This is a genomic window from Devosia ginsengisoli (assembly GCF_024707105.1).
Taxonomy (GTDB): domain Bacteria; phylum Pseudomonadota; class Alphaproteobacteria; order Rhizobiales; family Devosiaceae; genus Devosia; species Devosia ginsengisoli_A.
The window spans coordinates 936,626-948,840 of sequence record NZ_JANQAJ010000006.1 but is presented as its reverse complement, the minus strand read 5'-3'; the positions used below and the strand labels follow the sequence as shown (position 1 = coordinate 948,840).

Below are 12,215 nucleotides of genomic sequence, written 5' to 3'. Positions count from 1 at the left end.
CGGAGCGGGCCGCCGGTCTCCCGGCGGCCCACAGGGGATTATTCGTCGATCAGGCCGGCAGCCAGCAATTCGGCATGCATGGCCTCGACCGCTTCGGCGCCCGTGACTTCGCCGAGCATGGCCTGGAAGGCATGCTTTTCGACGATCGGGGCGGCTTCGCTCCACTCGGCCGGCAGGTATTCCATGGTCGCGTCTTCCATGATGATCGCCTGGGCTTCTTCAACGCCGGGCAGCGGCGGGAAGGGGTTTTCCCAGGTGGTGGAGGCGACGCGCGGCGAGCCGTGGTCCATGCCATGGGCCTGGCCCTGCTCGGTCAGCTCATACTGGCCATCGGCAGTCTTGTTATAGTCCACGCCCTCGATGCCCAGCGTGCCCAGGACATAGCCGGGCTCGGAATGCCAGAATTCGAGGAACTTGATGGCATTTTCCGGATGTTCGGCATTGGCCGGGATCATCCAGAGCGAGGCATCGCCGCGCCGCAGGATGATCTCGCCATCCGGACCCGGAACGCCGGAAACGCCCTTGGCCTCGAAGCTGGAATCGGGATGGTCGGTGGCCATGATATTGTTGAACAGGCCGACCCAGGCATCCCAATAGGTGACGGCGGCGACCCGGTCGGTCATGAACAGGTTGCGGAATTCGCCCGAGCCGTTGGTGACGAAGTTGGGGTCCAGGAGGCCTTCCTTGGACAGCATGCCGAACCAGTCATAGACCGCCGCGGCAGCCGGGGTGGCATAGGGAATGGTGCGCTTGCCATCGACCAGCACATAGCCGGCCTTGACGCCTTCGGCCGACATGTAGCCCTGAATGTCGTAGAGCTTGGAGGTGGACAGGCCATAGGCGTCCTTTTCCGCCTTGGCCCAGCGGAAGAACTCGGTCCAGTCGTCCAGGGTCACCGGGGTGTCGAGGCCGGATTCTTCCAGCCAGTCCTGGCGAATGGTCGGCAAGGTGCCGCCTTCGAACTTGTTCGGCACCGCCCATTTGCGGCCTTCGATGTCGAAGAGCTGCCATTCTCCGGCCGGGATCGCGGTTTCATCCGAGAGCACGGCGGAAGCGGCGACGAGGTCCGTCACGTCGGTGAGCGCACCCTGCTCCACCAGGCCCGGCAGCATCTTGGAATCGCCGTAGATCAGGTCATAGCGCTCGCCGCTGGCCAGCGAGGTGAACAGCACGTTGTTATAGTCGGAGGCCGGCTTGACCATCTCGATATCGAGTCCGAGATGCTTTTCGAGTTCGGCGACGAATTGTTCGTGTTCGGCGGCATCCTTGCCGCCGGTCACGGCCGTCAGGATGCGCAGGTCGGCGCCCATGGCCGTGCTGACCATCAGCGCAGCGGCCAGAACCGACAGATTAGCGGTCAAAAAGGTCTTCATAATGGGGTCCTCTCCCGATGAGCGAGCGCAGGCGCAACCCGCTGCGACCTGCTCTCCTTAAGCAGGTCAGATGACAGCCGAATGAAATCGTGTGCAATTTTTTATCCGTGAATCTGCATCCACGCCTGTCACACGACTGTCGTCATTCCGGCACAGTTTTGGCTTTCCTCCGGCTGTTATTGTTGTAGAACCTTTGGCACAGCCAAGCAGAATAGACCGCGTTTTTGAACACGCTGTCAATCGGGAGCCAGTGACATATGCCGATATCCCAAGCGGCAAGGGGTGGGCGGGCGACGGCGGAAATGGTCGCGGCACGCGCCAATGTTTCCCGGGTCGCCGTATCGCGCGCCTTCAATGCCCATGCCTCGCTCAAGCCCGAAAAGCGCGAACTGATCCTGCGGATCGCCCAGGAGCTGAACTATACGCCGGACCGGGCGGCGCGGGCGCTGGTGAGCGGGCGCTCGCACCTGATCGGGGTCATCGTGCCCGATGTGTGCAGCCATTGGGAAAGCCAGGAAATCGACGCGCTGACCACGGCGCTCCAGGCCGAGGGCTTCGCCACGCTGCTGTTCAAGACCCGCACCGACTATTCGATGGACGAGCAATTGCTGTCCTATATGCGCGGCTTCAATCCCGACTCGGTCATCGCCTTCGTGGAGAATGTGAAACCGCAGACGCTGGCGAAATTTCTCGACCGGGCCGTGCCGATCTATGTGCATTACCCCCTGCCCGGCATGCCGGACGAGCCGGAGCACAAGCCGCTGCAGGACCGGCTCAACGTGCTGCAATATGACGGCATCGACCAGGCGGTGGCGCTGCTGCAGGGCTATGGCGCCAGGCGCATCGCCTATCTCTCGGGGCTGGAAAAGTCCCGCGCCAGCACGGCGCGCGAGCGGACGCTGCGGCAGGTCATGGCCAAGAGGGGCATGGAACCGCCGGTCGTCGCCCGCGGCGATTTCAGCTATGACATGGCCTATCAGGCCACGCTCGACCTGTTCCGCATCGGCACCGGCGCCGACGCGATCTTCGCCGCCAATGACGTCGGCGCCTTCGGGGTGATCGACGCTTTGCGGCACGAGCTCAAGCTGCGCGTGCCCGAGGACGTCAAGGTGGTCGGCTTCGACGATATCGCCCAGTCGCACTGGAAGAGCTACAACCTCACCACGGTGAAATTCGACCTTGAGGAACGCGTGCGGGCACTGGTGCGGCTCATCCTGCTGCGCCTCAACAATCCCGAGGCCCCCGGCTTCCAGGAAACGCTCAATACACGGCTGGTCGTGCGCGGCACGGTCGGCTGAAGCAAGGCAACATGTCCAGACAGATCCACCTGGTCTTCAAGACCCATCTCGATATCGGCTTCACCGATCACGCCGCGCGAGTGCGGGCGCAGTATCATGACCAGTTCATCCCCCAGGCCATCGCGACGGGCGAGCACTTTTTCGCCGAGGACCCCGCGCATCCCGCCTTCATCTGGACCACGGGCGCCTGGCTGATCTGGGATCACCTCAATTCGCAAAGCCCGGAACGGGTGAAGCGGCTGGAACGCGCGATCGAGCGTGGGCTCATCACCTGGCATGGCCTGCCCTTCACCACCCATACCGAACTGATGTCGCCTGCCCTGTTCCGGGCGGGGCTCTCCTATGCCGGCGAGCTTGACCGGCGCTTCGGGCGGCAGACGACGGCCGCCAAGATGACCGATGTGCCCGGCCATACTTTGGGCATGGTGCCGCTGCTGGCCGAGGCCGGCATAAAATTCCTGCATCTGGGGGTCAATACGGCGAGCCCGGTGCCATCAGTGCCGCCGATTTTCCGCTGGCGCGCGCCCGATGGCAGCGAAATCGTGGTCATGTATCAGGGCTCCTATGGCGCCACCGACTTTCCCGCTGGTGGCGAAATCGGGCTGAGCTTTGCCCATACCAACGACAATATCGGCCCGCAAAGCGTCGGCCAGACGGTCGAGGCCTTGCGCCATATCCGTGCGGCCAATCCCGATACGGAAATCCTGGTTTCGACGCTCGATGCCTTCGGCGACCTCATGTGGACCCGGCGCGACAGCCTTCCTGTCATGACCGAGGAGATCGGCGACAGTTGGATCCACGGCACGGGGAGCGACCCCGAAAAGCTGGCGCGGTTCCGCGCGCTGTCGCGGCTCTATGATCGCTGGGCCGAGGCGCCGACGCCGGAACGGCTGGCCTTCGGGCGCGGGCTGACCATGGTGCCCGAACATACCTGGGGCGTCGATATCAAGACCTATCTCCGCGACGAGGTCGCGTGGGACCGGGAGAAATTCGAAGTGGCGCGGCGGGAGGATTATCGCTTCGCCTATAGCGAGCAATCCTGGGCGGAGCAGCGGGCCTATCTGACCAGCGCCATCGACCAGCTTGCGCCGGCGGATCGTGCCGCGGCCGAGGCGGCGCTGGCCGAATTGATGCCCCGCGTCCCGGCCGAGCCGGTGGCGGGCACGGAAATCGGGCATGATGGCTGGCGCGCGGAACTCGATGCGCAAAGTGGCGATATCGTGCGATTGGCGGCGCCGGATGGGCGGAGGCTGGAGGGACTGGATGGCAGCCTGATCGGCTACCGGCACGAGAGCTATGACTGGCACGAATTGCAGAAGCACCTCGATTCCTATCTGCAGCACCGGCAGGACTGGGCCATTCTCGACCACGACAAGCCGGGGCTCGCCGCGGCGGCAACCGCGCGAACGGCGCGCTTCGTGCCTGCCCATCTCGGCATTTCGCGCGATGGGCAGACCGCCATCGGCCAATTGCCGGAGGAGGCAAGGCGGCAATTGGGGGGACCGGAGCGGCACGCCTTCAGCCTGCGCGGACTGGACGAGAACCGGGTCGAGCTGACGCTCATGCTGCATGAAAAGCCAGCCAATAGAATGCCCGAGGCCGGATTCCTCGAGGTGACGCCGGCCGGCGCGGGTTCCTGGGAATTGCGGAAAATGGGGCTCTGGCTCGCCGGGGACAATATCGTCCGGCGCGGCGGTGGCCAGTTGCAGGCGGTCGAGGCGATCCGCAGCGAGGCCGTGACGATGACCCCGCTCGATTCCGCGCTGGTTGCCCCAGCCGGCGCACCATTCCTGCCGTTCCAGCCGGAGCGGCCCGATTTCAGCGCCGGCCTGCGGTTCAACCTCTACAACAACAAATGGGGCACCAATTTCCCCATGTGGTGGGAAGGTAGCCTCTCGCTGCGCTTCGTGCTGGACCTGGCACCCCGCCGCTAGGCCACGACCTCGCGCGTGGCTTTTTTCCGGGTGGGTGTGCCGGCAAATTCGACGGCACGGGCCGCTTCGACCAGTGTTCTCGTATAAGGATGCACCGGCGCGTTGAGGATGTCGCCGGTGGGGGCCTCCTCGACCAGCCTGGCATTGTGCATGACCAGCGTGCGGTTGCAGAGCGTGCCGACCACGGCCAGGTCGTGGCTGATGAAGATGAGGCTGAGCCGCCGCGTCTGGCGCAGCCGGGCCAGCAGGTCGAGCACCTGTGCCTGCACTGACACGTCGAGCGCCGAGACGATTTCATCGCAGATGAGCAGGTCCGGCGATACGGCCAAGGCACGGGCGATGTTGACGCGCTGGCGCTGGCCACCGGACAGTTCCCAGGAATAGCGGCCGAGATAGGCGCTCGACAGGTCCACCTCTTCGAGGAGGCGCACCGCTTCGTCGCGCCAAGTGCGGCGCGGCTTGCCATAGATGGCGAAGGGCTCGACCAGCGCCTGTTCCACATTGAGGCGCGGATTGAGCGCGCCGTAGGAATCCTGGAAGATATACTGGATTTTCCGGCGCATGGACCGCTCCATGCGGGCGGGGCGCAACGGGCTTTCCTCGAAATGAATCGCGCCGCGATCGGGCGGCACCAGCCCGACCAGCGCCTTGCCCAGCGTGCTCTTGCCGCTGCCGCTTTCCCCCTACAATGGCCAGGGCATCGCCGCGGCGCAGCGCGAAGTCGATAGCGTCGAGCGCCACGATACGCGGACTGAAGGCCCGCGGCCCCGGATAGCTGACGGAGAGGCCGGAGACGGTGAGGATATCCTCGCGCTTGGCGTCCGCGGCGGTGGAGGCCAGCGCTTCGAGCCGGGGGCGGCTATCGAGCAGCATGCGCGTATAGTCCTGGGCAGGGCGGGCGAGCAGGGTCGCGGTCGGCCCCTGCTCGACCATGTCGCCGCGCCTGAGCACCACGACCTGCGTCGAATATTTCGAGACGACACCCAGATCGTGGGTGATGAGCAGCATGGCCATGCCACGCGCCAGCTGCAGATTATGCAGCAATTCGAGAATCTGGGCCTGGACGCTCATGTCGAGCGCAGTGGTGGGTTCGTCGGCGATCAGCAGGTCCGGATCGCCGGCCAGGGCCGAGGCGATGACCACGCGCTGCTGCTGGCCGCCCGACAGCTCGTGCGGATAGCGGCGCTGGACATGAGGAATGGCGCCAAGGCCCACTTCGTCCAGGAGCCTGGCAATCCGCAGATCGGCTTCGGCGCGCGGCAGGCCATGGGGCAAAGCCTCGCGGAGATGATCGCCCACACTCATCAGCGGATCGAGCGCCGCGGCCGGGTCCTGGAAAACGACGCCGATGCGCTTGCCGCGCAGGGCACGCAAGCCGCGTTCATCGAGCGCCAGCAGGTCGATGCCGTCGAACAGGGCCGTGCCTTGCAGTTGCAGACTGGTGCCGGGCGGGGCCAGCCCCACCAGCGACATGGCCGTCAGCGACTTGCCCGACCCCGATTCACCCACAAGGCCCAAAGTCTGGCCTTTGGCGATGGAGAAGGAGACGCCGCGAACGGCTTCGACGGGTCCGCTGCGGGTATCGAGGGTGACGCGCAGATCGGTGACGCGGAGCAGAGGTGTCATCAGATCGTCCTCAAGCGGGGGTTGATGAGCTTGCGGATGGTATCGGCGACGAAATTGGCGAAGATCACCGTGACGCCGAGCCAGATGATGATGGCTTGTACGACAGCATAGTCGCGGCCCTTGATGGCCTGCAGCGTGAGCGTGCCGAGCCCCGGCAGGCCGAAGACCACTTCCATGGTGATGGCGCCGGTGAAGACGCCGGCCAGCATGAGGCCGATAATGGCGATGGTGACGGTCAGCGCATTGGGCAGGATATGGCGCAGCACGATGCGGGCGTGGCTGACGCCGCGGGCGCGGGCGGAGCGGACGAATTCCGATGTCTGGACCTCGCGCATATCCTCATGCAGCGCCTTGGCGATGGAGCCGGCAGTATCGAGGCCCAGGATCAGGGCGGGGACGAGGAAATTGCCGATAGCCGGTATCCAGCCCAGCCAGACGGCGAAGACGATCAGCGACATGATGCCGATGGAAAAGGTCGGCACGGTAATCGACCAGATGGTGATAAAATCCACCACCGGCACGAAGACGGAGCGCGGAAACAGCACAGCCAGCACCGAAACGGTGACGCCGACGACAATGCCGATGGCGAGCGCGGTGGCGCCGAGCAGGAGCGTCGAGGGCAGCACGGCCCCGAGCAGGTCGGCAATGGGCCGGGCGAAGCGGGCCGACTGGCCCAGATCGCCTGTCAGAATCATGCCGGACCAGTCGAGAAACTGGGTGAGCCAGGGCTTGTTGAGCCCAAGTTCCTCACGCATGGCCGATTGCTGCGAATAGGTGAGCGAGCCTTCGATGCCGCGCACGTCCACCACATCGCCGGGGATCATGCGGATGACGAAGAAGGTGAAGACCACGATGCCGACGGCCACGCCGAGGGCGCGCAGCAGGTCGAGGCCGATATTGGCGGCCAGCCGGAAATGATGCGGGCTCATATGGCGCTCCTCTTGGTGGTATGGGTCAGGCGCTGGCGCTGGGCATTGCCGATGATGGCCAGAGCGAAGGTGACGGCCGAGAGCATGATTATGGGTGCGAGGAGCGCATGGGGCGCCTCTTCCATATAGGGGGTCGCGGTGGCGATCATGCGGCCCCAACTGGGCAGTTCGGACGAGACGCCGAGGCCCAGGAAGCTCAGCACCGATTCCGAGACGATGCAGCGCGGCAGGATGATGGCGAACTGGGTGATCAGCGCCCCGCCGATATTGGGCAGGACATGGATGAGCGCGATGCGGCCGCGGCCGGCGCCCAGCACCTTGGCGGCCGCCGTATAGGGCTGGGCCAGTTGCTGCTCATAGGTGGCGCGGGTGATCATGGCGAAGTTGGGCGCGAAGGAGACGCCCAGCGCCAGCACCACGGAGAAGGCCCCCGGCTCGAAAGCGACGATGAAGGCCAGCGCGAACAGGATGCCCGGCAGGGCGCGAACCAGATCGACCACCGCGAACAGGGCCAGTTCGATCGGCTTGCCCAGGGACATGGCGATCAGCGCCGTTACCGCGCCCAGCACCAGCGCCACCATGGCGGCGCTGGCGCCGTAGAAGAGGCTGAGCCCCGTGCCCACCATGAGGCGGGAAAAGACGTCTCGGCCACCATCGTCGGTGCCCAGCAGGTGCCCGTTGCCGGGCTGCTCGTTCATCTCGGCGCTGAACATCATCGGGTCATGGGTGGCGAGAAAGGGACCCGCCAGGGCGATGAAGAGAGCGATGATGATGATGAGCCAGGCGAGCATGGTCACCGGATCGAGACCCGCCAGGCGGGTGCGAACTGGCCGTGTGAGGGCTTCTGCCGTCATGGCGGGTCTCCCGGTTTCCTGCTGTTAGTCCTGATCCATCCAGGCGAAGGCCAAGCCCCCGTCGACGCGATGGGCCGAGGCATTGAAGCCGATGGTCATGTCGTGGACCTTGGGGCTGATGGCATAGGCGGACGGCTTCTGGGCGAGGCCGAACGTGTAGTAATTGTCCATCACGCGCTTCCAGGCCTGGAGGTAGAAGTCGCGGCTTTCATCGAGGTCCGCGGTGGAGATGGCCTGGTTGATCAGCGCATCGAGCTCAGGATCCTGGATGCCGCCCCACAGGCCCGGATTGGGGCCATCGCTCATCAGGCGCACATAGCGCAGGAAGATGTCGTTACGGGCGCCCGAGCCGCCGGGATAGATATCCCAGTCGAATTCGGACAGAGCGCGCTGGTAGCCCAGATCGTCATATTCGCGCATGTCGACGCCGAAGCCGAGCGAGCGCAGGACCTGCGACAGCAGCGGGCCGCTGCGGCTGCCCACGGTTGAAACCATGTAGAGCGTGTAGTCGCCCGGGTTGACGCCCTCGTCGGCCAGCATCTGTTTGGCCTTTTCCAGATCGGCGACATTGTGCGGATCACTGGCCGACAGTTCGGTATCGAAGAAGAAATTGCCCTCGCCTACTGGCTGGTTGCCCGGCGTGCCGTACTTGCCGTTCATGATGGTGTTGAACTGGCTGCGATCGACGGCCCATGCCACCGCCTCGCGCACCTTCACATTGTCGAAGGGCGGGCGCGGATTGCGGTTGTTGAAGGAAATGAAGTCCCAGCTCGTGCCGCCCTGAAAGGCGATCTCGAAGCCTTCGCTCTCGATGGATTCGACCTTGGCGAGAGGAACGCTGGCCACCTGGTAGTCGCCGGCACGCAAGGCCAGGGTGGCATCGGCCACTTCGCGGACGTCGAACTCGACGCCGTCAAGATAGGGCTTGCCTTCCATCCAGTAGTCTTCGAAGCGGCTGCCATTGAGCGTCAACTGCGGGGTCCAGCTATCGAAGGTGAAGGGGCCGGTGCCGATCGGCTGGGTGATATTGCTGTCCCAGCCCGGCGATTCCGGGGCCAGGATCCAGGCTTCGGCGATGAGATTGACGAAGGGGCCGAAGGGCGCCTTGAGCTGGACGACGAACGTGTAGTCGTCGGGGGTGGAGAAGGATTCCACCTGTTCCATGGCGGTGGTGAGCCAGCCGGCTTCCACGCTGCTGCGGATGCGCTCGAAATTCTTGAGCACGTCGTCGGACGTCATTTCCCGGCCATTGTGGAATTTGACGCCGTGACGGAGGTTGAACGTATAGGTCAGCGCATCGTCGGACACCGTCCAGTCCTCGGCCAGCAGGCCCTTGGGGCTGCCGTCGAAGGAGATCGAGGTCAGGGTCTCGGCAAAGGGATGCGGCAGCGAGATCGTGCCGGTATGGCGGTGGAAGTCGGTGGTATCGAGCGTGCCCCATTTGAGGTGCAGGATGCCACCATATTCCTGGGCCAGAGCCGGCAGGCTGGCCTGACCAAGCAGCAGGGCGGCGACGAGTGACAGCAGACGCTTTTTCATCTGGATAGTCTCCGAGGGTTAAAACTGCGGGAGGGCGAGACCGTCCATGCCGTCTCGGGAAAGGCCGAGATAGCGCATGACGGTAGGCGCGATATCGATCAGCCGTGTGACACCGTGCTCGACGGTGCCGGGAGCAAAGCCACCCCCATTGGCGATCAGGAAGGGATGGCGTTCGAAATCGCCCAGGCCCCCATGGCTGCCATAGCCTTCCGGCTTGCCGGGCTTTTCGTCGCTGACGCAGATGGTGATCTGGCCGGGGACGCCGAACGGGTTGGGCTCGGCACTGCGGGCCATGGCGAAGGCGATGGCGAGACCGTTTTCGGGGCGCTGGCCGATATGCAGCATTTCCGCGCCATGGAAGACTTCGGCGATGTAGGGCTGGGCGCGCAGGAAGGCGAGAATGTCAGGGATGCGGTATTCGGCGCGGGGCGCGACATAGAGCAGCCCGCCGCCGCCCTGCGGCGCGACCACCACATCGGTGCTGTCGGAGCCTTCCTTGAGGCCGACCGAGACCAGTCGGGCCCCGACCGCGACGCGCTCGCGCACGGTTTCCTGGCCATGGTCGGAGCCGAGGAGGAAGAGCACGTCCTCGCCCTCTGCCCGCAGGGTCTCGACGGCACTTTCGACGCGGGCGAAGGCACGGTCGGCGCAGACGATGGCATCGAGATGCATCTGCGAACCCAGCGGTCCGGCATGCATGCCCAGATCGGGATTGGCCAGCCACAGCACCGAGAGCCGGGGCCGGCGCTGCAGCAGCACATCGCTGACGAACCATTCGGCCAGGGCTTCGTCGCCGGCGAAATCGTGGCTGACGACAGGCGCTTCATCCGGGCCCAGCACCCGCCCGCCGGGACCGAAGGAGCCGGCGCGGTGCACGACATGACCGAAATTGTCGGGGTCCTGGAAATAGGCGGCGCCGGGCGAGACATTGGAGGCGATGACCGCACCGCCATGGGGGGCCAGGCGTTCGGCCATGGTCGGCACTTTGAGCGTGCGGCCGAAGGCATTGCGCAGCTTGCCGACAAAGGCGGGGTCGCCCACATCATGCACGCGGACGCCTTCGCCATCGGGCAGGCCCATCGTATTGCCATGCAGGCCATGATTGGCCGGCCAGCAGCCGGTGGCGATGGCGGCGGCGCTGGCGCGGGTGGCCGAGGGGAAGATGGCACGGTGATTGAGGAAGCGCCGCGAGCGCTCCGCAAAGGCTGATATGTTGGGGCAGGTATCGGCCCGCACGAAGTCGTTGCGGTGGCCGTCGCAGATCATCAGCACGACGCGGCCCATGCCGCCGGTTTCGGTGGCCGGGCTCATGCCGTCACTCCATTGATGGTGAAGTCGAAAATGTCGAAATTGCGCAGGCCGGCTTCGGCCCTGGTGGCGTAGTCCTCGGTCAGCGGACGCGAGAGGATGAAGGGCACCGGCTGCTCGCTGGTGCCGCCATGCGAGCGCAGGCGCTGCCCGGCCAGAGCCGACAGATCGTGCTCGCTCTGGGTGGCGCCGAGGGCGAAGCCGGGCGCGGCGACGACGACCACATCGGCCTCGCCCTCGAGCGGCATGTCGAACCGGGTACAGGCCTCATCGGCCAGCAGGGCCAGCGAGACGCCGACCATGCCGGCCAGCGCATCGCGCACGGCCTCGGGCGATACAGTCGCCTCTTTGATATAGACGCGGACGAAGCCGCCCAGCGAGGCATGGTGGCGCACGAAGGGATCGGTGATCGGGCAGATGACGCGGATGCTGCCGGCGCCGAACTGCGCCTCGAGCACATCTTGCACGAAGAGCACGCGGGGCGTGCCGTCGGGCCCGGACATGTCATGCATGCCGTGATCGGCGACGATGCCCACGGTCGCGCCGAGTGCCACGAGCTGCCCCAGCCGCCGGTCGACCTCAGCCATGAAGGCGAGCGCCTCGGGCGCCTCCGGGGCATATTTGTGCTGCACGTAGTCGGACAGCGAGAGATAGAGGATATCGGCCCGGCCCGCTTCGAGAAGACTGATGCCGGCATCGAGGACATAGAGCGACAGGGCTTCGGAATATTTGTCGGCAGCGGCAGCCGGGGCCTGGTCGCCCAGCACGGCAACGGCGCCTTCGGGGGACTCGGCGGACAGCGCAATGCCATCCATGTTGCGCGCCAGGGCACGGAGCAACTTGTCCTTGGCAGTCACCACGGCGACATCAACGCCGGCCTGCGCGAAATGGGCAAAGATCGTATCGACCTGCATCTGGTGCCCATCGAGCACCATCACTTCGCGGCCGGTGGCGCGATCCAGATAGTAATTGCCCGCAACCCCGGTCACGGATGGCGGCGCGCCACAGGCGATCGCCACATTGTTGGGATTGGTGAAGGTGGGCATGGCCGCCTGCGCGATGGCACTGAACCCGTCCTGCATCATGGCCGCCAGATGGGGCGCCACGCCGGCCTGCATCGCCGCAGCGACGTAATCGGGATCGCAGCCGTCGAAACAGATGACCACGACGGGCCGGGTCGGCAGCCGGTAGTTCCGGCCATTGATGAACAGCGACGCGGCTTCTTCCACAGAAGAAGCACGCAAGGTGGCCTTGGTCATATGGATGTCACCTAAAGTGTATAACATCGCTCGATTAAAGTAGAGCGACTAATAATTACTGACTTAGGCTAGTATATATATTTCCGAACGAGCCA

The 12,215-nt window shown here is 65.0% G+C and carries 9 protein-coding genes and 1 pseudogene; 2 read left to right on the top strand and 8 right to left on the bottom strand.

Annotation, left to right across the window (positions count from 1 at the left end; all coding sequences use genetic code 11):
- Nucleotides 1–38: 38 nt before the first annotated feature.
- Entirely contained in the window at nt 39–1,373 is a 1,335-nt protein-coding gene (locus NVV79_RS08505; protein WP_303988054.1) for an extracellular solute-binding protein, read from the bottom strand.
- 257 nt (nt 1,374–1,630) lie between these two features.
- Here NVV79_RS08505 and NVV79_RS08500 point away from each other — a divergent pair, with 257 nt between their 5' ends.
- A complete protein-coding gene (locus NVV79_RS08500; RefSeq protein ID WP_303988052.1) occupies nt 1,631–2,671 on the top strand; it encodes a LacI family DNA-binding transcriptional regulator in 1,041 nt (346 codons plus the stop codon).
- Nucleotides 2,672–2,682: 11 nt separating this feature from the next.
- Entirely contained in the window at nt 2,683–4,605 is a 1,923-nt protein-coding gene (locus NVV79_RS08495) for a DUF5054 domain-containing protein (protein ID WP_303988050.1), read from the top strand.
- Here the strand turns inward: NVV79_RS08495 and NVV79_RS08490 are convergent.
- The 7 genes and pseudogenes from NVV79_RS08490 to phnA all read right to left on the bottom strand — a co-directional run bounded on the left by NVV79_RS08490 (nt 4,602) and on the right by phnA (nt 12,120).
- Nucleotides 4,602–5,237: an ABC transporter ATP-binding protein gene (locus NVV79_RS08490; RefSeq protein WP_303988048.1), complete on the bottom strand. Its 636-nt coding sequence runs from the start codon at nt 5,235–5,237 to the stop codon at nt 4,602–4,604. The genes NVV79_RS08495 and NVV79_RS08490 overlap by 4 nt on opposite strands.
- Nucleotides 5,238–5,745: 508 nt before the next feature.
- Nucleotides 5,746–6,231 (bottom strand): annotated as a pseudogene (locus NVV79_RS22575) (ATP-binding cassette domain-containing protein); the annotation flags it as partial.
- Nucleotides 6,231–7,160 (bottom strand): ABC transporter permease, encoded by a 930-nt coding sequence (locus NVV79_RS08480; RefSeq protein WP_303988045.1) that lies wholly within the window; start codon nt 7,158–7,160, stop codon nt 6,231–6,233. The gene NVV79_RS08480 and the pseudogene NVV79_RS22575, both read right to left, overlap by 1 nt.
- On the bottom strand, nt 7,157–8,014 hold the full coding sequence (locus NVV79_RS08475) for an ABC transporter permease (RefSeq protein WP_303988043.1): 858 nt from the start codon (nt 8,012–8,014) through the stop codon (nt 7,157–7,159). Before NVV79_RS08475 ends, NVV79_RS08480 begins: the two co-directional genes overlap by 4 nt.
- Nucleotides 8,015–8,038: 24 nt before the next feature.
- Nucleotides 8,039–9,553, bottom strand: a complete 1,515-nt coding sequence (locus NVV79_RS08470; RefSeq protein WP_303988041.1) for an ABC transporter substrate-binding protein — start codon at nt 9,551–9,553, stop codon at nt 8,039–8,041.
- A gap of 18 nt (nt 9,554–9,571) precedes the next feature.
- Nucleotides 9,572–10,864, bottom strand: coding sequence for an alkaline phosphatase family protein (locus tag NVV79_RS08465; protein ID WP_303988039.1), 1,293 nt, complete (start codon nt 10,862–10,864; stop codon nt 9,572–9,574).
- Nucleotides 10,861–12,120: a phosphonoacetate hydrolase gene (gene phnA, locus NVV79_RS08460; RefSeq protein WP_303988037.1), complete on the bottom strand. Its 1,260-nt coding sequence runs from the start codon at nt 12,118–12,120 to the stop codon at nt 10,861–10,863. Before phnA ends, NVV79_RS08465 begins: the two co-directional genes overlap by 4 nt.
- Between the last annotated feature and the right edge of the window lie 95 nt (nt 12,121–12,215).